General features: G+C 75.2%; 21 protein-coding genes and 1 riboswitch. Of the genes, 13 read left to right on the plus strand and 8 right to left on the minus strand.

All coding sequences use genetic code 11. The features are described from left to right. Nucleotides 1-194 precede the first annotated feature (194 nt). The 7 genes from ACRYM6_RS13695 to ACRYM6_RS13725 are packed head-to-tail and all read left to right on the plus strand — an operon-like array spanning nucleotide 195 to nucleotide 6,025. On the plus strand, nucleotides 195-611 hold the full coding sequence (locus ACRYM6_RS13695; protein WP_432543436.1) for a TOBE domain-containing protein: 417 nt from the start codon (nucleotides 195-197) through the stop codon (nucleotides 609-611). Further along, a complete protein-coding gene (gene modA / locus ACRYM6_RS13700) occupies nucleotides 608-1,384 on the plus strand; it encodes a molybdate ABC transporter substrate-binding protein (RefSeq protein WP_432543437.1) in 777 nt (258 codons plus the stop codon). The genes ACRYM6_RS13695 and modA overlap by 4 nt, the downstream gene beginning before the upstream one ends. Beyond that, nucleotides 1,381-2,178, plus strand: coding sequence for an ABC transporter permease (locus tag ACRYM6_RS13705; RefSeq protein WP_432543438.1), 798 nt, complete (start codon nucleotides 1,381-1,383; stop codon nucleotides 2,176-2,178). The genes modA and ACRYM6_RS13705 overlap by 4 nt, the downstream gene beginning before the upstream one ends. Next, a complete protein-coding gene (locus tag ACRYM6_RS13710) occupies nucleotides 2,175-3,245 on the plus strand; it encodes a sulfate/molybdate ABC transporter ATP-binding protein (RefSeq protein WP_432543439.1) in 1,071 nt (356 codons plus the stop codon). Before ACRYM6_RS13705 ends, ACRYM6_RS13710 begins: the two co-directional genes overlap by 4 nt. Nucleotides 3,246-3,304: 59 nt before the next feature. Then, the gene (locus ACRYM6_RS13715; protein WP_432543440.1) at nucleotides 3,305-4,195 is read left to right on the plus strand and encodes an ABC transporter ATP-binding protein; all 891 of its coding nucleotides are present in this window, start codon (nucleotides 3,305-3,307) and stop codon (nucleotides 4,193-4,195) included. Continuing rightward, nucleotides 4,192-5,367 (plus strand): ABC transporter permease, encoded by a 1,176-nt coding sequence (locus ACRYM6_RS13720; protein ID WP_432543441.1) that lies wholly within the window; start codon nucleotides 4,192-4,194, stop codon nucleotides 5,365-5,367. The genes ACRYM6_RS13715 and ACRYM6_RS13720 overlap by 4 nt, the downstream gene beginning before the upstream one ends. A 19-nt stretch (nucleotides 5,368-5,386) precedes the next feature. Next, the gene (locus ACRYM6_RS13725) at nucleotides 5,387-6,025 is read left to right on the plus strand and encodes a TrmH family RNA methyltransferase (protein ID WP_432543442.1); all 639 of its coding nucleotides are present in this window, start codon (nucleotides 5,387-5,389) and stop codon (nucleotides 6,023-6,025) included. A 76-nt stretch (nucleotides 6,026-6,101) separates the two neighbouring features. Here ACRYM6_RS13725 and ACRYM6_RS13730 read toward each other — a convergent pair whose 3' ends face one another. The 3 genes from ACRYM6_RS13730 to ACRYM6_RS13740 form a co-directional block, all read right to left on the minus strand. Further along, entirely contained in the window at nucleotides 6,102-6,806 is a 705-nt protein-coding gene (locus tag ACRYM6_RS13730; RefSeq protein WP_432543443.1) for a transglycosylase family protein, read from the minus strand. Continuing rightward, nucleotides 6,804-6,994, minus strand: a riboswitch (cyclic di-AMP (ydaO/yuaA leader). It overlaps the preceding gene by 3 nt. A 140-nt stretch (nucleotides 6,995-7,134) precedes the next feature. Beyond that, nucleotides 7,135-7,884, minus strand: a complete 750-nt coding sequence (locus tag ACRYM6_RS13735) for a lysophospholipid acyltransferase family protein (protein ID WP_432543444.1) — start codon at nucleotides 7,882-7,884, stop codon at nucleotides 7,135-7,137. Nucleotides 7,885-8,002: 118 nt separating this feature from the next. After that, on the minus strand, nucleotides 8,003-10,294 hold the full coding sequence (locus ACRYM6_RS13740) for an SDR family oxidoreductase (protein WP_432543445.1): 2,292 nt from the start codon (nucleotides 10,292-10,294) through the stop codon (nucleotides 8,003-8,005). 130 nt (nucleotides 10,295-10,424) lie between these two features. Here ACRYM6_RS13740 and ACRYM6_RS13745 point away from each other — a divergent pair, with 130 nt between their 5' ends. From ACRYM6_RS13745 to ACRYM6_RS13760, 4 genes are all read left to right on the plus strand, one after another. Next, nucleotides 10,425-12,635 (plus strand): carbon starvation CstA family protein, encoded by a 2,211-nt coding sequence (locus tag ACRYM6_RS13745; protein WP_432543446.1) that lies wholly within the window; start codon nucleotides 10,425-10,427, stop codon nucleotides 12,633-12,635. After that, a complete protein-coding gene (locus ACRYM6_RS13750) occupies nucleotides 12,632-12,808 on the plus strand; it encodes a CstA-like transporter-associated (seleno)protein (protein ID WP_432543447.1) in 177 nt (58 codons plus the stop codon). The genes ACRYM6_RS13745 and ACRYM6_RS13750 overlap by 4 nt, the downstream gene beginning before the upstream one ends. 103 nt (nucleotides 12,809-12,911) lie before the next feature. Beyond that, the gene (locus tag ACRYM6_RS13755; protein WP_432543448.1) at nucleotides 12,912-13,193 is read left to right on the plus strand and encodes a hypothetical protein; all 282 of its coding nucleotides are present in this window, start codon (nucleotides 12,912-12,914) and stop codon (nucleotides 13,191-13,193) included. Between the two features lie 4 nt (nucleotides 13,194-13,197). Continuing rightward, entirely contained in the window at nucleotides 13,198-13,554 is a 357-nt protein-coding gene (locus ACRYM6_RS13760) for a metallopeptidase family protein (RefSeq protein ID WP_432543449.1), read from the plus strand. Nucleotides 13,555-13,578: 24 nt separating this feature from the next. On the opposite strand, the gene ACRYM6_RS13765 is transcribed toward ACRYM6_RS13760, so the two are convergent. Beyond that, on the minus strand, nucleotides 13,579-14,370 hold the full coding sequence (locus ACRYM6_RS13765; RefSeq protein ID WP_432543450.1) for an alpha/beta fold hydrolase: 792 nt from the start codon (nucleotides 14,368-14,370) through the stop codon (nucleotides 13,579-13,581). 46 nt (nucleotides 14,371-14,416) lie between these two features. On the opposite strand from ACRYM6_RS13765, the gene ACRYM6_RS13770 reads away from it, so the two are divergent. Together ACRYM6_RS13770 and ACRYM6_RS13775 are read left to right on the plus strand one after the other, a co-directional pair. Further along, nucleotides 14,417-15,139 (plus strand): TetR/AcrR family transcriptional regulator, encoded by a 723-nt coding sequence (locus tag ACRYM6_RS13770; protein WP_432543451.1) that lies wholly within the window; start codon nucleotides 14,417-14,419, stop codon nucleotides 15,137-15,139. Continuing rightward, on the plus strand, nucleotides 15,136-15,453 hold the full coding sequence (locus ACRYM6_RS13775) for a tetratricopeptide repeat protein (protein ID WP_432543452.1): 318 nt from the start codon (nucleotides 15,136-15,138) through the stop codon (nucleotides 15,451-15,453). Before ACRYM6_RS13770 ends, ACRYM6_RS13775 begins: the two co-directional genes overlap by 4 nt. A gap of 70 nt (nucleotides 15,454-15,523) precedes the next feature. Here the strand turns inward: ACRYM6_RS13775 and ACRYM6_RS13780 are convergent, their stop codons facing one another. The 4 genes from ACRYM6_RS13780 to ACRYM6_RS13795 form a co-directional block, all read right to left on the minus strand. Beyond that, nucleotides 15,524-16,303 carry an HAD-IIA family hydrolase gene (locus ACRYM6_RS13780; RefSeq protein ID WP_432543453.1) on the minus strand — a complete coding sequence of 260 codons (780 nt, stop codon included), beginning with the start codon at nucleotides 16,301-16,303 and terminating at the stop codon, nucleotides 15,524-15,526. A 52-nt stretch (nucleotides 16,304-16,355) separates the two neighbouring features. Next, nucleotides 16,356-17,018, minus strand: coding sequence for a deoxyribose-phosphate aldolase (gene deoC, locus ACRYM6_RS13785; protein WP_432543454.1), 663 nt, complete (start codon nucleotides 17,016-17,018; stop codon nucleotides 16,356-16,358). Next, a complete protein-coding gene (locus tag ACRYM6_RS13790) occupies nucleotides 17,015-19,333 on the minus strand; it encodes a putative bifunctional diguanylate cyclase/phosphodiesterase (protein WP_432543455.1) in 2,319 nt (772 codons plus the stop codon). Before ACRYM6_RS13790 ends, deoC begins: the two co-directional genes overlap by 4 nt. A gap of 80 nt (nucleotides 19,334-19,413) precedes the next feature. Beyond that, the gene (locus ACRYM6_RS13795) at nucleotides 19,414-20,844 is read right to left on the minus strand and encodes a GGDEF domain-containing protein (RefSeq protein WP_432543456.1); all 1,431 of its coding nucleotides are present in this window, start codon (nucleotides 20,842-20,844) and stop codon (nucleotides 19,414-19,416) included. Nucleotides 20,845-20,882: the final 38 nt, after the last annotated feature.

Below are 20,882 nucleotides of genomic sequence, written 5' to 3' on the forward strand. Positions count from 1 at the left end.
GTCCTCCGCTGACCGTCCTCCGCTGACCGTCCTCCGCTGACCGTCCTCCGCTGACCGTCCTCCGCTGACCGTCCTCCGCTGACCGTCCTCCGCTGACCGTCCTCCGCTGACCGTCCTCCGCTGACCGTCCTCCGCTGACCGCACCCGCGGCTCCCGGAGCCCCCGCGGGCCGCACCTGCGGCTAACCTCGTCGGGTGCCCCAGTACCGCGTCCGCGAGGTCGCCGACCTCCTCGGCGTCTCCGACGACACCGCCCGGCGCTGGACCGACGCCGGGACCCTGCCCGCGGGCAAGGACGCGGCCGGCCGCACCGTCGTCGACGGCGCCACGCTGGCCGCCTTCGCCGTCCGGCACGCCGCGGCCTCCGCCGCCGCCGCGACCGACACCACCGCCGTCGCCCGCTCGGCCCGCAACCGCTTCGCCGGGCTCGTCACCCGCGTCGTCGCCGACGGCGTCATGGCCCAGGTCGAGATGCAGTGCGGCCCGCACCGGGTCGTGTCCCTCATGAGCCGCGAAGCCGTCGAGGAGCTCGGCCTGGCCCCCGGCTCGCGCGCCACCGCCGTGGTCAAGGCCACCACCGTCATCGTCGAGACCCCCGGCGGCACCTCGTGAGGCCGGGGCCGGGGACGAGGCCGGGGAGGCGGCTGCTCGCCCTCGCCGCCGCCGGCGCCCTGCTGACCGCCTGCGGCTCCCCGGCCGGGGGCACCCCGACCACGACGCTGACGGTGTTCGCGGCCGCCTCGCTGCGGGCGGCCTTCACCGGGATCGGCGCCGCGTTCGAGCGGGCCCACCCGGGCGTCGACGTCGCCTTCTCCTTCGCAGGGTCCTCCGACCTCGCCACCCAGATCACCGAGGGGGCGCCCGCGGACGTGTTCGCCTCCGCCGACGAGGCGACCATGGCCGAGGTCGCCGACGCCGGCCTCACCGCCGGCGACCCCGTCGACGTCGCCACCAACGTCCTGCGGATCGCCACCCCGCCGGGCAACCCGGCGGGCGTCACGGGGTTCGCCGACCTGGCCGCGCCCGGGCTCAAGGTCGTCGTCTGCGCCCCGCAGGTCCCGTGCGGGGCGGCGACGCGGACCGTCGAGCAGGTGACCGGCGTGACGCTCTCGCCCGTCAGCGAGGAGTCCTCGGTGACCGACGTCCTCGGCAAGGTCACCTCCGGGGAGGCCGACGCCGGGCTCGTGTACGTCACCGACGTCGCCGCCGCCGGGGACGCCGTCACCGGGGTCGCGTTCCCCGAGTCCGCGCGGGCCGTCACCACCTACCCGGTCGCCGCGCTGGCCGGCGCCGCCGACGCCGACCTGGCGGCGGCCTTCGTCGCCGCCGTCACCGGCCCGCAGGGGCGGGCGACGCTGCGGGCCGCGGGGTTCGGGGCCCCGTGAGGGCCCGCGGCGCCGCACCGGGCAGCGCGCCGCCGCGCTGGGTGTACGTCCCGGCGGCGCTGGGGCTGGCGCTGACCGTCCTCCCGCTCGCCGGGCTGCTCAGCCGGGTCGACTGGCCGAACCTCCTGCCGCTGCTGACGTCGGGCCCGGCGCGCGCCGCGCTGCTGCTGAGCCTGCGCACCGCCGCCGCCAGCACCGCGCTGTGCCTGCTGCTGGGCGTCCCGCTGGCCCTCGTCCTGGCCCGCGGCACGTTCCCCGGGCTGCGGGTCGTGCGGTCGGTCGTGCTGCTCCCGCTGGTCCTGCCGCCCGTCGTCGGCGGCCTGGCGCTGCTGTGGGCGCTGGGACGGCGCGGGCTGCTGGGGCCGGCCCTGTCCGTCGCCGGGGTCGAGATCGCGTTCACCACGGCCGCCGTCGTCGTCGCGCAGACGTTCGTGTCGCTGCCGTTCCTCGTCCTCAGCCTCGAAGGGGCCCTGCGGAGCACCGGCCCGCGCTACGACGCCGTGGCCGCCACCCTCGGCGCGCGGCCCAGCCGCGTGCTGCTCCGCGTCACGCTGCCGCTCGTCGGCCCCGGGCTGCTGTCCGGCGCGGTGCTCGCCTTCGCCCGCGCGCTCGGGGAGTTCGGCGCGACGCTCACGTTCGCCGGGAGCCTGCAGGGCGTCACCCGCACCCTGCCGCTGGAGGTCTACCTCCAGCGCGAGACCGACCCCGACGCCGCCGCCGCGCTGTCGCTGCTGCTCGTCGTCGTCGCCGTCGTCGTGGTCGTCGCCGTGCGGGGACGGCGGGCCGGCCCGTGAGCCTGGAGGCCGACGTCGGGTTCGCCCCCCGCGCGCTGGCCGTGCGCTGCGAGGTCGCGCCCGGGCAGGTCCTGGCCGTCGTGGGCCCCAACGGGGCGGGGAAGTCGACGCTGCTGGCGCTGCTGGCCGGGCTGCTGCGGCCCACCGCCGGCCGCGTCGTCCTCGACGGCCGGGTCCTGTCCGACGACCGCGGCACCTTCGTCCCGCCGCACCGGCGCGGCGTCGGGCTGCTCGCCCAGGACGCGCTGCTCTTCCCGCACCTGGACGTCGCGGGCAACGTCGCGTTCGGCCCGCGCAGCGCCGGGGCGTCCCGGCGCCGGGCCCGGGACCGGGCCGCCGACCTGCTCGCCGAGGTCGGCGCCACCGCCCTCGCCGGCCGCCGCCCCCACGAGCTGTCCGGCGGGCAGGCCCAGCGGGTCGCCCTGGCCCGCGCCCTGGCCGCCGGGCCGCGGCTGCTGCTGCTGGACGAACCGCTCGCCGCGCTCGACGTCACCGCCGCCCCCGAGGTGCGGCAGGTGCTGCGCCGGGTCCTGCGCGGCGGGGACCGCTCCGCCGTCCTCGTCACCCACGACCCCCTCGACGCCCTCGCCCTCGCCGACCGCGTCGTGGTCCTCGACGGCGGCCGCGTCGTCGAGCGCGGCGCCGTCCAGGACGTCCTCACCGCGCCGCGCAGCGCGTTCGGCGCCCGCCTGGCCGGGCTGGTGCTGCTGCCGGGGACCCTCACCGCCGACGGGCTGCGCACCGACGACGGCACCACCGTCGGCGGGCGCGTGCACGGCGCCGCGGGCGAGCGCGGCGTCGCCCTGTTCAGCCCGTCCGCCGTCGCCGTCCACGCCCCCGACCCCGACCCCGCCGCCGACCCCGGGGGCGGCGCCCGCGGGTGGCCCGCGCACGTCGTCGACGTCAGCCCGCGCGGGGACGTCGTCCGCGTCCGGGCCCGGGCCGCGGCCGGGGAGGTGCTGGCCGACGTGGCCGTCGCCGCGGCCGCCGCGCTCGACCTCAGCCCCGGCGCGACCGTCCACCTCGCGGTCGAGGCGACCGCCGTGCAGGTCCACCCGACGAGGTGAGGGCCGGGTAGACGTTCGGTGGACGCGTCCCCTCCCAGCAGACGCATAGGTTCGGCGGCGTGCTCGTCCTCGACAACATCACCCGCCGGTTCGGGGACCGACTCGCGCTCGACGACGTCAGCCTCAGCGTCCCCGACGGGCGCATGGTCGGCTTCGTCGGCGCGAACGGTGCCGGGAAGACCACCACGATGCGGATCGCCCTGGGGGTGCTCGCCGCCGACTCCGGGTCGGTGACGTTCCGCGGGGAGGTCCCCGACCTCGCCACCCGCCGCCGCTTCGGCTACATGCCCGAGGAGCGCGGCCTCTACCCCAAGGGCCGCCTCCTGGAGCAGCTGGTGTTCCTGGCCCGCCTGCACGGCGTCGACGGCGCCGCCGCCGCGCGCCGCGGCCAGGAGCTGCTGGACCGCCTGGGCCTGGGGGAACGCTCCCGCGACAAGCTGGAGTCGCTGTCCTTGGGGAACCAGCAGCGCGTGCAGGTCGCCGCGTCCCTCATCCACGACCCCGAGCTGCTCGTCCTCGACGAGCCGTTCTCCGGCCTGGACCCCCTCGCCGTCGACGCGATGGCCGAGCTGCTGCGGGAGAAGACCGCCGCCGGGGTCGGGGTGCTGTTCTCCAGCCACCAGCTCGACCTCGTCGACCGCCTCTGCGACGACCTGGTGATCCTGCACGGCGGCCGGGTCGTCGCCTCCGGCGAGCCGGAGAAGCTGCGCCGCGAACGCGGCGGGTCCCGCTACGAGCTGGTCGCCGACACCGACCTCGACTGGCTGCGCGACGTCCCCGGGGTCCGGGTCGTCGAGCGCCGCCGGCACGGCGTCGTCCTGGAGCTGCCCGACGACGCCGGCGACCTGGACCAGCGGGTCCTGGCCGAAGCCGTCCGCCGCGGGCCCGTCCGGTCGTTCGCGCCGCTGCTGCCCACCTTGTCCGAACTGTTCCAGGAGGTGTCCCGGTGAAGGGGCAGTGGTGGATCGTCGCCCAGCGCGAGATGACCGAGCGACTGCGGGACAAGGGGTTCATCTTCTCCACCGCGCTGCTCTTCGTCATCGTCGCGCTCGCCGCGGTGCTGCCGGGGGTGATCTCGGGCGGCTCGAACGACTACGACGTGGCCGTCACCGGGGACTCGCGCCCCTACGTGGAGACCGCCCAGCCGGGGGAGAGCTCCGACGACCGGGTCGTGCTGCGCGACCAGCCCGACGCGGCCGCCGCCGAGCAGGCCGTGCGGGACGGCGACGTCGACGCGGCGGTGCTGGTCACCGACGCCGGGACGACCATCGTCGGCGACCGCACCGTGTCCGACACCCTCGCGAGCGTCCTCACCGCGCGGATCGACGCCGCGCAGACCGTCGCCGGGTTCGAGGCCCTCGGGGTCGGCGCCGACGACGTGCGGGCGGTCCTGTCGCTGCCGCCGCCGACCACGGTGCTGCTGGCCCCCGACGCGGTGGACCCGTTCACGGTCTACCTGCTCGGCCTGGCCTTCGCCGTCCTGTTCTTCCAGATCGTCGTCATCTTCGGGTACTCGATCGCGCAGAGCGTCGTGCAGGAGAAGCAGACCCGCGTCATCGAGCTGCTGGTGACCACCGTCCCTGTGCGGCAGCTGCTCATCGGCAAGATCCTCGGCAACGGCCTGCTGGCGTTCGGGCAGGTCCTGCTGCTCGTCGCCGCCGGGGTGATCGCCCTGCGGATCGCCCAGCCGGAGCTGCTGGAGTCGATCCCCGGCATCCCCACCGCCGCGGCCTGGTTCCTGGTGTTCTTCGTCTTCGGGTTCGCGATGCTGTCGTGCCTGTGGGCGGCGGCGGGGTCCATGGCCAGCCGGCTGGAGGACCTGCAGTCCACCGCCATGCCGGTGCAGATGTTCGTGATGCTGCCGTTCCTCGCCTCGTTCGCCGTCAACGAGCCGGGGACGCTGCAGACGGCCCTGTCCTACGTGCCGCTGTCCTCGCCGATGGTCATGCCCAAGCGGGTCGTCCAGGGCGACGTCGCGCTGTGGGAGCCGCTGCTGTCGCTGGGCGTCATCGCCGTCACCGCGCTGCTGTTCGTGGCGGTCGCGCGGCGGCTGTACGAGAACAGCCTGCTCCAGACGGGGCGCTCGCTGGGCTTCAAGTCCGCCTGGAAGAAGGTCGCCTGACACCTGGGAGGATCCCCGGGTGAGCGAGCAGGAGCAGCGGGTCGTCGGCGTCGGACCCTGGGAAGGGGCCTGGCCCGACGACCCGCGGTACGACCCGGAGCTGCTGCGCGAGGGGGACCGCCGCAACGTCGGCGACGAGTACCGCTACTGGTCGAACGCGGCGATCGTCGCCGACCTCGACACCCGCCGGAACCCGCTGCACGTCGCGGTGGAGAACTGGCAGCACGACGCGAACATCGGGTCCGTCGTGCGCACCGCGAACGCCGTGAACGCCGCCGGCGCGCACGTGGTCGGGAACCGCCGCTGGAACCGGCGCGGCGCGATGGTCACCGACCGCTACCTCAGCACCCACCACCACGCCGACGTGGCGGCCCTGGCCGCCTGGGCCGCCGAGCGGGACCTGCCGATCGTGGGCATCGACAACGTCGAGGGGTCGGTGCCGCTGGAGACGTACGACCTGCCGCGCGCGTGCGTGATGCTCTTCGGGCAGGAGGGCCCCGGGCTGACCGCGGAGGCCGTCGGGCACTGCGTCGACGTCCTGGCGATCGCCCAGTTCGGGTCGACGCGCTCGATCAACGTGGGGGCCGCCGCGGCGGTCGCGATGCACGCCTGGGTGCGCCGGCACGTCTTCGGCCAGCGGCCCACCGCCTGCCCGTGACGTGACGAGCCCCGGCGGTCCAGGACGGCGGTGGGGCCGTCCTGGACCGCCGGGGCTCGGTCCCGGTCGCGGGGGGTCAGGGCAGGACGAGGACCTGGCCGACGCGGATGTGCGCGGGGTTGTCGCCGATCGCGCCGCGGTTGGCGTTCCACACGGCGACGTAGCCGCCGACGACGCCGTTGTTGACGGCGATGCGGTACAGCGTCTCGCCGGGGGCGACGGTGTGGGTGCGCACCGGGGCGGGAGCGGACTCGACGACCGCCGCGGGAGCCGGGGCGGGCGCGGGGGCCGGGGCGGGAGCCGGGGCGGGAGCCGGCGCGGGCGCCGGGGCGGGCGCCGGGGCGGGCGCGGGGTGCAGCAGCGCCTGCTCCATGCCGACCGGGTCGGCCGCACCGCTCAGGCCCAGCTTGCGGGAGCAGGACGGCCAGGCGCGCCAGCCCTGCTTGGCGAGCACGCGCTCGGCGGTGACGATCTGCTGCTCGCGGGTGGCGAGGTCGGCACGGGGGGCGAACTGGCCGCCGCCGAAGCCGGTCCAGGTGCGGGCGCTGAACTGGATCCCGCCGTAGTAGCCGTTGCCGGTGTTGATGTGCCAGTTGCCGCCGGACTCGCACTGGGCGAGGCGGTCCCACTCGGAGACCGGGGCGGCGGAGGCGGTCGAGACGGGGCCCAGCAGGGCCGCGCCGGCGGCGCCGGCCGCGACGGTCGCGAGCAGCCCGCGACGGAGGGACGTGGTGGTGCGGGGCGCGCGGTGGCGCGCGGGGGCGCGACGGATCGCAGACATGGTGACCTCCAACGCCTGCGAGGTCAGCTGTCGGGTTCGGGTCGAAGGTTGGTTGACCCGGCCGCGCGGGCGCGGCTTCACCCCGAGGACTCCCGCCGGGGCGGTCGTCCGAGGAACCTTGGGTCCCCCGCTCCTGCCCACGGGCTCTTTGCCGGCGCGCGGTGGGCAGGACTCGGCGTTCCGCGGCCGTGTCCCCGAGTGGCCCCGGAGACGTCCTGACGGTAACGCGTCCGAGGCCCGCCGTACACCGTCCGGAGACCGGTTCGTGACCGGAACCCCCGCCACCGGGCGGGATGTGCACCACGAGTGTGGTGCACATCACGCTCCGTCAGGAGTTGGCGAGCAGCTTCGCGACCGCTTCCTCGATGCGGGACGTGAAGTCGCCCGCCCGCTCACCCTCGCGGCCGTGCAGCGGCTCCCCGAAGGTCACGTGGATCGGGGGACGCCCCGGGACCGGCCAGTTGCGCCGCGGCGGCATCGCGTCGAACGTCCCCCGCAGGGCGATCGGCACCACCGGCACCCCCGCCTCCAGCGCCAGGTACGCCGCGCCCTTCTTGAACGGCCGCATCTCCCCGGTGTAGCTGCGCCCGCCCTCGGCGAAGATCACCAGGCTCCAGCCGTCGTGCAGCAGCTGCGAGGACTGGTTCGGCCCCCGGCCCCCGCGCCGCTCCAGCGGGTACGTCCCGATCACCAGGCCCGAGGGCGCCGCCCGCCACCACACGTCGAAGAAGTAGTCGGCGGCGGCCGCGATCGCCACCCGGCGCCGGCGCCGCGGCCCCAGCGCCTCCAGGATGACGGGCGCGTCCAGGTGCGAGGAGTGGTTGGCGACCAGCACGGCCGCCGTCCCCAGCCGGTCCAGGACCTCCACGTCGTGGACGTGGATCGTCACCTGCGACCGCATCACCGGGGTCATCAGGACCCGCTGCAGCGTCGACCGGACCAGCGTCGCCGGCGCCGAGCGCACCCAGTCGTTGCGGTGCACCGAGCGGCTCCCGCCCCCGGGCTCGGGCGCCCCCTGGGAACGCTTGCGCAGCAACGGCAGAGCACGCACGATGCGGGTCGGTCGCGGGAATCCCATCAGCCTCGCCATCCTCCGGTCCTCGACACACCGACGGTCAGCGGCGGCGCGGAGTTCACGAGACGCATCCTGCCACGCCCCCCGCGGCCCGCAGGGGTCCGCACCGCCGCGACCCCGGTCAGTCCGTGCCTGCGAGCACCTGCTGCGGCACCCGCAGCCGGCGCGCCGGCGAGGACGCGGCCCAGTCCTGCACCGGCCAGCGCGAGGCCCGCGCCACCCGGAACAGCGGCACGTCGGGGGAGACGGCCGTCGGGTTGCCCACGGTCTTCAGCAGCGGCAGGTCGACGTGGGAGTCGGCGTAGGCGTAGCTCGCCGACAGGTCCGCGCCCTCGACCTCGGCGTACCGGCGCAGCCACGCCGCGCGCGCCTCGCCCACCAGCGGCGGGGAGGTGAGGAACCCGCTGGCCCGGCGGTGGCCGTCGGTCACCTGCTCGTCCAGCTCGGTGCACACCACCTCGTCGAACAGCCCCGCCAGCGGGCGGGTCACCTGCCGCACGTCACCGGTCATGAGGATCGTGCGGTGCCCCGCGTCGCGGTGCGCCTGGATGCGCCGCAGCGCGTCGGAGGACACCTGCTCCAGGAAGGCGGGGGCGTAGACGTCGTCGACGTACGCCTCCAGCGCGTCCAGGTCGACCCCCGCGTACCCGCGGAAGAGCGAGCGCAGGAAGCTGCCCCGGTCGCGGCGCTCGGAGGCGATCCAGCCCGGCAGGTGCCGCACGACGCGACCGAACTCGGCGATGCGGGCCGGGGCGTCCAGCGAGGACAGCCGCAGCGTCAGGTAGGAGTCGACGACCGTGCCCGGCAGCAGCGTCCCGGCCAGGTCGAACACGGCCAGCACGGGCGGCGCGCCCTCGGCGACCGGCCGCAGCTCGCGGGGCCCGCGCTGCTCGGCCTGCGTGCGGCGGCGGCGGATCTCCTCGTACTTGCGCATCTGCGTCGTCACCGACGGGCAGTGCGACTCCAGCCAGTAGTGCGTCCAGTCCACCGTGGAGGTGTCGAAGCCGAACAGCTCGACGTCCGCGGGGTCCAGCGCCCGGTGCAGCGCCAGGGTGTTGTCGTCGACGAACCGCAGCTCGGCCTCGGTGTACGCCTTGTACAGGTCCATGTAGCGGCGGGCGAACTCGATCTGCCGGCGGGCCTTGTCCAGCCGCAGGGAGACGTCCCGGACCTTGGGCGAGCGCGGGGCCAGGGCCAGCAGCCGGTCCCCGGCGCCCGTCAGCAGCTCCCCGGCGCGCACCTTGCGCTCCACGGCCCGGCCGCCGGGGAAGTCCCACGTCGGCATGACCTCGGGGGAGGAGTCGAAGGGGTGCTTCGTGAAGTACTCGCGGATGAACTCGTACACGTCCCGGAACGTCAGCGGGTTCCGGCTGCCCGAGGTCACGTGGTAGTACGCCGGCTGCGACAGCGGCGGCGGGGTCGCCGACGCCTTGAGGATCGCGTTGACGACGTGGTCGATCGGCACGACGTCCAGGACCGAGTCGGGGGCGGCCGGGAACTCGGTCAGCTCACCCCGGCCGTAGGCCAGGATGATCGGCTCGGCCATCTTGAAGCCCTCGATCCACCCCGGGTGCGGGTGGCTCACGGCCGACTCGACGATGCTCGGGCGCAGGATCGTCGTCGGGACCACCGGCGCCGCGACCTCCTCGACGAACCGCTCGCCCATCGCCTTGGTGAACGTGTAGCAGTCCGTCCAGCCCAGCGTCCGGGCGCGCTCCTTGCCCGCCGCCTTCTGCTGCGCGGTGACCCACGCCACGCGCCGCTCCTCGGCCCCGGCGGCCACCGACAGCGGCCCGGCCCGGCCGTGGTCGCGCTCGGCGGCCCGCAGGAACTCCCGCAGCCGCCCCTCCAGCCGGGAGTCCTCCTCGATGCGCGCGGCCAGCCGCAGGCCCGCCTCCAGTTCGCTGCGCCAGTCGACGTCGTGCTGCACGGCCCGCTCGGGCACCGCCCCGCGCCGCCGGCCGCCCACGTACGCCGTGGAGACGTGCACGTAGTGCACGGCGCGGTGACCGCGCTCGCCGGCCTCCAGCGTGCGCTCCACCAGCGAGCGGGTGCCGACGACGTTCGTGGTGAAGGCGTCCTGGATGAGCGGGTCGAACGACACGTCCCCCGCGCAGTGCACGACGACGTCGATGTCGGAGGGCAGCTCCGGCACGTTCGACAGGTCGCCCTCGAGCGCCTCGACCCGCGTCTTGAGCAGGTCGTCGGCCTCCCCGGCGGCGCGGAAGATCGGCTTGCGCAGCACCGACCGCAGCCGGTCCTCGCCGCTCTGGCCGGGCTTGGGGCGCACCAGCGCCACCGCGGTCGTCCCGGGCAGGTCGACCAGCAGACGCTGCAGCAACGCCTCACCGATGAAGCCCGTCACCCCGGTCAGGAGGAAACGCTTGCCGTCGAGCTCGTCAGCCAATCGCACGCGGGAATCCTGCCACGGATGCGGACCCCCACCGCGACACGTCACCCGGACCGCCCGCGGGAGGGTGCGCCGGGACCGGGTGTGCCACGCTGCTCAGCAGACGCTCAGGACGACCGCGAGGAGGCGGAACGTGTCCCGGTTGCAGCCCGACGACCTCGAGGTGGCGCGCAGACGCCCCTCGGCCCGCTCGATCGCCGCGTGGAGCGCCGTCGCCGTCGTGGGCGCGGCCTGCTGGACGGTCCTGGCCCTCGCGCGCGGGGAGTCCGTCAACGCCCTGTGGATCCTCTTCGCGGCGCTGGCCTCGTACGCCATCGCCTACCGCTTCTACTCGCGGTTCATCACCCACCGGGTGCTGCGCGCCGACGACCGCCGCGCCACCCCGGCCGAGCGGTACGAGAACGGCGTCGACTTCGAGGTCACCGACCGGCGGGTCCTGTTCGGCCACCACTTCGCCGCCATCGCCGGCGCCGGGCCCCTCGTCGGGCCCGTGCTGGCCGCGCAGATGGGCTACCTGCCCGGGACGATCTGGATCGTCGTCGGCGTGATCTTCGCCGGGGCGGTGCAGGACCTCACGGTCCTGTTCTTCTCCATGCGCCGCGGCGGCAAGAGCCTGGGCCAGATGGTCCGCGAGGAGATCGGGGTCGTCGGCGGCGTCGCCGCGCTCATCGCCGTCTTCGCCATCATGATCATCATCCTGGCGGTGCTGGCGCTCATCGTCGTCAACGCCCTCGCCGAGTCCCCCTGGGGCGTGTTCTCCATCGCCCTGACCGTCCCCATCGCGCTGTTCATGGGCGTCTACCTGCGGTACCTGCGGCCCGGGAAGGTGCTGGAGGCGACCGCCCTGGGCGTCGTCCTGCTCCTGGCCGCCATCGTCGGCGGCGGGTACGTCGAGACGTGGGGGCTGGCCGCGTCCCTCACCCTGTCGCCCGAGACGCTCGTCGTCGCCCTCGTCGTCTACGGGTTCGTCGCCTCGGTGCTGCCCGTGTGGCTGCTGCTGACCCCGCGCGACTACCTCTCGACGTTCATGAAGATCGGCGTCATCGTCCTGCTCGCCGTGAGCCTGGTCGTGGCGCGGCCGGTGCTCGCCAACGACGCCGTCACGTCGTTCGCCCGCGAGGGGAACGGCCCGGTGTTCGCCGGGTCGCTGTTCCCGTTCGTCTTCATCACCATCGCCTGCGGGGCGCTGTCGGGCTTCCACGCGCTGATCTCCTCCGGGACCACCCCGAAGATGGTCGCCAAGGAGCGGCAGGTGCGGCTCATCGGGTACGGCGGGATGCTCATGGAGAGCTTCGTCGCGATCAGCGCCCTCATCGCCGCCTCCGTCATCGACCAGGGGCTGTACTACGCCGTGAACTCCCCGGCCGGCGCCACCGGCGGCACCCCGCGGACGGCGGCGGAGTTCGTCACCGGCCTCGGTTTCGTCGCCACCCCCGAGACCCTCCAGGGCGCGGCGGACGCGGTGGGGGAGGAGAGCGTCGTCTCCCGCACCGGCGGCGCCCCCGCCCTCGCGCTGGGCATCTCGCAGGTGTTCCACCAGGCGTTCGGCGGTGGGCTGCAAGCGTTCTGGTACCACTTCGCCATCATGTTCGAGGCGCTGTTCATCCTCACCGCCGTCGACGCCGGGACCCGCGTGGGCCGGTTCATGCTCCAGGACACGATCGGCAACGTGTGGCGGAAGTTCGGTGACCTGTCGTGGCGGCCGGGGAACGTCATCGCCAGCGCCGCCGTCGTCGGCGCCTGGGGGTACTTCCTCTACACCGGCGTCACCGACCCGCTCGGCGGGATCAACCAGCTGTTCCCGCTGTTCGGGATCGCGAACCAGCTGCTGGCCGCGATCGCCCTGACCCTCGTCACGGTGCTGCTCGTCAAGCACGGCCGCGTCCGGTACGTGTGGGTGACGGCCGTGCCGCTGGTGTGGGACCTCGTGACGACCATGACGGCGAGCTACCAGAAGGTGTTCTCCGACAACCCCGCCATCGGCTACTTCGCCCAGCGCGCCCGGTACGCCGACGCCCTCGCCGCGGGGGAGGTCCTGGCCCCGGCGAAGGACGCCGCGCAGATGCAGCAGGTCGTCACGAACTCCACCGTCAACGGCGTCCTGCAGTCGGTGTTCGCGGTCCTGGTCGTCGTGGTGGCCGTGAACGCGGCCGTCGTGATCGCCCGAGCGCTGCGGGCCGGGCAGCTGCCGACCACCGAGGAACCCGCGGTGCCGTCCCGCCTCGTCGAACCCGCCGGGATCGTCGTCACCGCCGCCGAGCGCCGCGAGCTGGCGCGGCTGCGCGAGGAGATCGGCCACGGCACCGGCCGCGACACCGGCCGCGAGGTCGGTGACCGGCGGTGAGGCGGGCGCTGGCGGTCCTGCGCTGGGTCGTCCGCCAGGTCGACGGCCAGGACCGCTGGGAGGCGTACCTGCGGCACTGCGCCGGCCACGGGCAGGCCCCCGTCAGCCGCGCCGTCTTCGAGCGCCGCCGGGCCGACGCGAAGGCCGCGGTCCCCGGCGGCCGCTGCTGCTGAACCGTCCCGGCCCCCGCGCCGTGACCCGGGCGGGGACCCCGACCTGAGACGGAGCTGAGACGCGATGCTCGACACGCGACGCCGACGCGGTGACGATCGGTCCATGCCGACCAGACGACAGCGCTACCGGGTGACCGTCGTGGCCCACCGCAGGTTCCCCGCGGGGGCCGCGAGCACCGGCGTGGAGTCCGGCCTGGTCCACGCCGGGACGGTCCGCGCCGAGGACGCCGCGTTCGCGCGCGACCTCGTCCTGGTCCGGCTGCACGCCGAGGCGGCCCTGGTCGGGGCCGTCGTCGTCGTCGACTCCGTCCTGGTCGAGCGCGCGCGCTGGGGCCGGGTCCCGGTCCGGGTCCTCGACAACCGCCGGGTCGCCGTGGTCCGCTGACCCGGTGGTCGACCTGTCGCGCGAGGAGTTCGAGGAGGCCGTCGCCGACGCCCTCGACGAGATCCCCGAGGAGCTGGCGCGCGCCATGGACAACGTCGTCGTCCTCGTCGAGGACGACCCGCCCGCCGGGTTCGGCCCCGACCTGCTCGGCCTCTACGAGGGCACCCCGCTGACCGAGCGCGGGTCCTGGTGGGCGGCCGGGGCGCTGCCGGACCGCATCACGATCTTCCGCCGCCCCACCCTGGCGATCGCCCGGGACCGCGACGAGGTGGTCGCCGAGGTCAGGGTCACCGTCGTGCACGAGATCGCGCACCACTTCGGCATCGACGACGCCCGGCTGCACGAGCTCGGCTGGGCCTGAGCGCGGGGGCCGGTCCCGGGCCGGTCAGCCGGGGTCGCCGGACAGCCGGTCGACCAGGCTGGCCAGCTGCCCGGGGGCTTCCAGGTGCGCCAGGTGCCCCTGGCCGGGCAGCTCGTGGACCCGCGCGGCGGGGACCAGGCGCGCGACGTCCTCGAACGACGTCCCGTACGGTGCGCGCCCGCGGTTGCGCTCGCCGATGATCAGGTCCACTCGAGCCGCGCGGGTGGCCAGCTGCGCCGGCTGCGGGGCTGCGTCGATGGCCGAGGTCTCGGCGTAGGCGGCTGCTCCCAGGCGGCGCAGCTGCTGCCAGGTCGTCTCGTCGGCGCGCAGCTGCGCGACAGCTGCTGGGTCCGTGCCGGCGACCTGCTCGAGAGCGACGGTGAGGGCGGTGTCCAGGTCACCGGCCTCGTGGGCGCGGCGCAGGTCCGGCAGGGCCGTAGCGCCGAAGGGTGCGGTGACCGGCTCGTACGCGATGAGGTGCGCGACGTCCAGCGCGTTGGCCAGGTGCAGCGCGATCAGGCCGCCGTAGCTCCACCCGAACACCGCGCGCACGTCGGTGGAGGCGCGCAGGACCGCTGCCAGGTCGGCGACCTCGGTGGACAGGTCGTACCGGTCGGTGAGCGGGCCCGAGGGTGCCCGGCCCCGCCGGTTGAGGACGGCGACGGTCGGCCACGACGTCAGGTGCCGCGCCACCGGGGCCCAGGCGGCCGCGTCGGCCATCGCGCCGGGGACCACGACGATCGAGGGCCCGTCGCTCTCGCCGCGCAGGTCGAGGCTGACCCAGCTGCCGTCGACGTCGACTCGTTTCTGGATCATCTGCTCCACAAACCTATTGTGGAGCGATCGCTCTACGATCGTCAACGTGACCACCACGCACGACACGGCGGCGCTCCACGAGCCTCCGGGGCGACCTGCCGGCCGGCCCCGCGCCTTCGACCGCGACGACGCCGTGCGCCGGGCCGCGTGCCTGTTCTGGCGGCACGGCTTCTCCGGCACCTCCACCCGGGCGTTGAGCCAGGCGCTGGGCATCTCCAGCTCCAGCCTGTACGCCGCCTTCGGCAGCAAGGGCGAGCTGTTCGACGAGGCGGTGCGCACCTACGCCCTGCGCTATAGCGCCGTCTACGAGCGGGCCGTGGCCCAGCCGTCCATCGCCGACGTGTTCGAGCGCGTGCTCGTGGACTCCGTGGAGGAGTTCACCCGCACCCAGGACGGTCACCCGGGGTGCCTGACCAGCAGCGCGGCCGTGGCCGACACCTCCACCACGCTGGACGTGCGCACCTACGCCGCGGACCTGCAGCGCGCCGACGAGGCGAAGCTGCAGGCACGCATCGAGCGGGCCGTGGCGGACGGGGAACTGGCGGAGGGGACGGACCCGGTCGCGCTGGCCGGGCTGGTGCAGACGCTGTGGCAGGGGCTCTCGGCCCGCGCCGAGCTCGGAGCGGGCCGGGGGGAGCTGACCGAGGTGGCCCGGCTCGCGCTGGGGTTCCTCGCCCCGGCCGGTCGCGGACCGGCTCCCCGGTGGTCCACCCCGCGCCGCCGCCGGAGAGGAACAAGCGTCCCCGGGGCGGGGTTGGACAGCGCGTGAACATCGACCTGCTCAGCTTCGAGATGGCCCGCGACGCCTTCGACGAGCGCCGGTTCACCGACGCCGTCCGGTCGCTGGAACCCCTGGTGGACCGTCACCCCGACGACCGTTCCCTGCGGGAACTGCTGGCCCGCAGCTACTTCGGCGCGGCCATGCTCGGCAAGGCCGAGGAGCAGGCCCGGGACCTGGTGCGGCGCAGCCCTTCCGACGCCTTCGCGCACCTGCTGCTCTCGCGCGCGCTGGAGCGCCAGAGCCGGCACCAGGAGGCGCGCGGGCACCGCGTCATGGCGCACGTCCTCGGCGCCGAGGTCTGATCCGTCCCTGAGCTCCGGACCGTCGTGACCGGGCACCCGCCCGGTCACGACGGACCCGCTCGAACCCCGCTCAGATCAGGTCGATCAGGTCGCCGATGCCGTCGACGACCGTGTGCGGCTGGAACGGGAACCGCTGCACCTGCTCGCGCTTGGTGGAACCGGTCAGCACCAGGAACGTCCGCAGGCCCGCCTCGATCCCGGCGACGACGTCGGTGTCCATGCGGTCGCCGATCATCGCCGTCGTCTCCGAGTGGGCCTCGATCCGGTTCATCGCCGACCGGAACATCATCGGGTTCGGCTTCCCCACGAAGTACGGCTCGGCGCCCGTGGCGCGGGTGATGAGTGCGGCCACCGAACCCGTCGCCGGCAGCGAACCCTCCTTCGAGGGGCCCGTCGCGTCCGGGTTCGTCGCGATGAACCGCGCTCCCTTCTCCACCAGCCGGATCGCCTTCGTGATGGCCTCGAACGAGTACGTCCGGGTCTCCCCGAGCACCACGTAGTCCGGGTCGGTGTCGGTCGTCGTGTACCCCGCCTCGTACAGCGCGGTCGTCAGCCCCGACTCCCCGATGACGTACGCCGAACCCCCCGGCAGCTGCCGCGACAGGAAGTCCGCCGTCGCCAGCGCCGACGTCCAGATGTTCTCCTCGGGGACCTCGATGCCGCTGCGCGACAACCGCGCCGCCAGGTCCCGCGGGGTGAAGATCGAGTTGTTCGTCAGCACCAGGAACCGGCGGCTGGAGTCGGCCAGCCGCTGCAGGAACTCCGCCGCCCCCGGCAGGGCGTGCTCCTCGTGGACGAGCACCCCGTCCATGTCCGTCAGCCAGCACTCGATGCCGCGCTCGTCGCTCATCTCGTTCCCCTCCACGTCGGTCGGCCGGTCGTTCGGCGAGTCGGTCGGCGAGTCAGTCGGGCAGGCCGGCCAGGACCGCCGCCGACCCCGACAGACCCAGCCGGGTCGCGCCGGCGTCCAGCAGCGCCAGGGCCAGCTCGGTGGTCCGGATCCCGCCGCTGGCCTTGATGCCGAGGCGGCCGCCGACGGTGGCGTGCATGACCTCGACCGCGTGGACCGTCGCGCCGCCGGTGGGGTGGAAACCCGTCGACGTCTTCACGAAGTCCGCGCCGGCGGCCTCGGCGGCCTCGCAGACCGCGACGAGCGCCGCGTCGGGCAGCGCCGCCGACTCCACGATGACCTTCAGCACCGTCGGCGCCGGGACGGCCGCGCGGACGGCGGCGACGTCCTCGCGCACGGCGTCGAACCGGCCCTCCAGCGCCGCGCCCACGTCGATCACCATGTCGACCTCGTGGGCCCCGGCGGCGGCGGCCGCCGCGGCCTCGGCGGCCTTCGCGGCGCTCGTGTGCTTGCCGGACGGGAACCCGGCGACGGTCGCGACGACGAGGTCGCCGGTGCCGGCCACCGGCAGGAAGCTCGGCGACACGCAGATCGCCAGGACCCCCAGCTCGCGGGCGTCGGCGACCAGCGCCGCGACGTCCGCGGTGGTCGCCTCGGGCTTGAGCAGCGTGTGGTCGACCAGTCGGGCCACTTCGGTACGGGTGCGTGGGCTCACGCCGGGGAGTCTGCCACCCGGCCCGCCCGGGGGCCCGACCGCCAGGACCGCTGCGGGCCCAGCTCCGCGAACCAGGCCTCCAGCGCGTCCGCGGGCAGCGGCCGGCTCACGTGGAAACCCTGGGCCAGGTCGCACCCGTCGCGGCGCAGCCGCTCCAGCACGGCGTCGCTCTCGACGCCCTCGGCGACCATCGCCAGCCCCAGGGAGTGCGCCAGCGCCACCGTCGAGGCCACGATCGCGGCCGTGCGGGGGTCGGTGTCGAGGTCCTGCGTGAACGAGCGGTCCAGCTTCAGCTCGTCCAGCGGCAGCTCGCGCAGGTACGCCAGCGAGGAGTACCCGGTGCCGTAGTCGTCGATGGAGATCCGGATCCCCTGGTCCCGCAGCGCGCTCAGCACCGCCACCGAGGTGCGCTTGTCGACCATGAACACGCTCTCGGTGATCTCCACCACCAGCGCCGACCCCGTCAGGCCCACCTCGCGCAGCATCGCCGCGACCCGGCGGGGCAGGTCCTCGTCCAGCAGCTCCGACGTCGACAGGTTCACCGCGACGCTGATCGGCAGCCCCCCGGCGTGCCACCGGGCGCAGTCCCGCAGCGCCATCCGCAGGACCTGCGCGCTCAGGGCCGACGACAGCCCGGCGTCCTCGACCAGCGGCAGGAACACGTCCGGGGGCACCAGGCCCCGCTCGGGGTGCTGCCAGCGCACCAGGGCCTCCACGCCCGTCACCCGGCCCGACGCGACCGCGATCTTCGGCTGGTGGTGCAGGACGAGCTGACCGCCCTCGATGCCCGTGCGCAGCTCGTCGACCAGCCGCAGCCGGTCGCGGCTCAGCTCGTCGAGGGCGTCGGCGTACTGGTGGACGGCGCACCGGTCGGCCTTGGCGCGGTACATCGCGACGTCCGCGCGCCGGATCAGCTCCGCCGCGCCCTCCGAGCCGTCCACCGAGACCGCGACCCCGGTGCTGGAGCCCACGTGCACCCGGACCCCGGACAGCACGAACGGCCCGGACAGCGCCGCCGACAGCCGCGCCGCCAGCGCCGCCGCGCTCCCCCCGCCGCCCTCGCGGGTCAGGACCGCGAACTCGTCCCCGCCGAACCGCGCCAGCAGGTCGCCGGGGCGCAGCGCGGTGGCGAACCGGCGGCCGACCTCCAGCAGCAGCTCGTCCCCGGCGGCGTGCCCGAGACTGTCGTTCACCTCCTTGAAGCGGTCCAGGTCCACCAGCAGCACCGCCGGCCGCCCCGGCGCGGTGCGCCGCAGCGCCGCCGACAGCGCCTCGGTGAACCGGCGCCGGTTCGCCAGGCCGGTCAGCTCGTCGGTGCGGGCCTGGCTGCGGAACACCGCCAGGTCGCGGACCTGGCGGAACGCCACGCCCGTGCGGGCGACGCTCGTGAGCACCCCGCCGAGCGCCAGCAGGCTCACGACCGGCGGCACCTCCAGGACGGTCGCGGTGAACAGCACCGCGACGCACAGCACCGCCGAGACGGCCGCCGTCACCAGGTGCCCCTGCCCGCCGGTCCGCGCCGTCGCCGGCTGCGGCCGCTGCCAGGCCGCGACGACCACCAGCAGCAGCGACGTCGTCCAGCACGAGTCCACGAGGGTGCCGACCCGCCACGAGGCGGCCCCCGCCGCGTACGCGGCGTCGGCGATCGACTGCACGGCGAAGCCGAGCCCCAGGAACGTCCAGGCCCGGCCCGCCCGCCACCCGAGCGCCCCGAACACCGACGCCACCACCATCAGCAGCAGCAGGTCGCCCAGCGGGTACGCCAGGTGCACCAGCGCGGGCACCAGACCGCGGGGGTCCAGGGTCAGCAGCCGCCCGATGAGGGCGAGCGCGGCCAGCGACCCGCCCGCGAACGCCGCCAGCAGGGCGTCCAGCCACACCGCCCGGCGCAACCGGCCCCCGCCCAGCAGCAGGACGAACCCCGCGTACGCCAGCGGGTACATCGCCAGCCAGCCCACGTCGACCACCGCCGCGAGCGCCTCCGACGGGACGCGCGGCAGCACCGCGTAGAACGCGAAGGACAGGACCGACCCCACCGTCACGGCCGCGGCCAGGAACGACCAGGCCAGCCGGTCGGTGCGGACCGCGACCGCGCGCCACACCGCCAGCACCGCGAACAGCGGCCACAGCGCGTTCCGCAGCCACACGTCCAGCAGCGGGACCACCTGCCCGGACGGGCGGACGCCCGGCAGCAGGCTCAGCGTCCACAGCACCACCGCGGCGACCAGCAGCCGCAGCAGGACGCGCACGGGCCGCGGCACGACCCACGGGGCGTCCCCGGCGGGTGCGCGTCGGCGGTCGGTTCTGCTGGACACCCCTAGGAGATCGGCCGCCCGGCGCCGGAGGCGATGCGCCGAACGGGTGCCGAACGGGTGCCGGCGTCGCGCGGGACCGCTCAGGCGGTGGGGACGGCCCGCGCCAGCCGGTCCCGGCCCGCGGACTTCGCCGCGTACAGGGCCTCGTCGGCGCGGCGCAGCGTCCGGGCCACCGGCTCGCCCGGTTCCCACCGCGCCAGCCCGATCGAGCAGGTCTGCCCGTCGGGGACCACCGCCCGCAGCGCGTCCACCCGGCGGGCCGCGTCCTCGGCGTCGCCGGTGACGACGGCCACGAACTCCTCCCCGCCCCAGCGGGCGAGGAAGCCGTGCCCCAGGGCGTCGGCCCACGCGGCGCTCGCCGCCTTGAGCAGCTCGTCACCGGCCTGGTGGCCGCGGGAGTCGTTGTAGGCCTTGAAGTGGTCGAGGTCGAGCAGCGCGACGAACACGTCGTCGTCGCGGTCCGCGCAGCACACCCGGTGCAGCTCGTGCTCCAGCGTGCGGCGGTTCGCGATGCCCGTCAGCGGGTCCGTCCGGGCCAGCGCCGCCAGCCGGTGCGACTGCGCGCGCAGCTGCTGCAGCAGGTCCCAGACCCGGGCGACGACGAGGGCGATGAGGGCGACGGACCCGGCGGCCAGCCACCCCGCCGGGACGGCGTGGTGCAGCAGCGACAGGGTGACCAGGACCGCCGAGGGCAGGGCCGCGGCCACCGCCAGCACGAACAGCTTCGGCGCGGTCAGGCCCCCGGTGGTGTCGGTCGCGGGGTGGTGGTCCCAGGTCCGGCGGGCGTTCACGGCGGCCGCCGCGATCCCCGCGTAGTACAGCAGCCACAGGGTGTTCAGGAGCCGGCCGCTGCCGAGGCCGCCGACGGTGAGCTGCTGCAGGTTCCACAGGACGTCGGCCGCGATCGTGCAGCTCATCGCGACCACGAGGAACCAGAAGGCCGGGGGGCGGGCGCCGGGGCCGGTCAGCAGCCGCGCCATCAGGAAGACCAGCAGGACGTCGGCGACGGGGTAGGCGGAGCTGACGACCCGCACCAGCAGCGGCTGGGAGCCGTCGGAGGCGACGGGCAGGACCACGAAGACCCCGAACAAGGTGGCCGCCGACAGCGACAGGACGCCCGCGTCGAGGAGGCTGCCGCGGTAGCGGACGCTGGCCCGCTGCCGGTTCAGGCCGAGCAGCCCCACCGCCATCGGCACGTAGGCCAGCAGGTAGAACACGTCCCCGGGCGTCGGCCACCGCTCCTCGCCCCGCAGCTCCGAGACGAGGAACAGGACCTCCCCGGCCAGGTAGAGCACCTGCGCGACCAGCAGCCAGCGCCACGGGTGGCGGAAGCCGGCCGGGACGCGGGGGACCGCCACGGCCACGGCGACCGTGCAGAACAGCACCGGCACGACGTACAGCAGGGAGGCCGCGAGCGAGCCCGGGGCGGGGGCGGCGGCCGCGGCGGCGCCCGCGACCCCGACCGCGGCGGTGATCACCGTCGGCCGCAGCGACGGGCGGTCGGGGAGCATGCCCGCAGCATCGGCACGCCGCGCCCCCGGCTGATGCC

The organism is Kineococcus rugosus, assembly GCF_050871975.1.
Taxonomy (GTDB): Bacteria; Actinomycetota; Actinomycetes; order Actinomycetales; family Kineococcaceae; genus Kineococcus.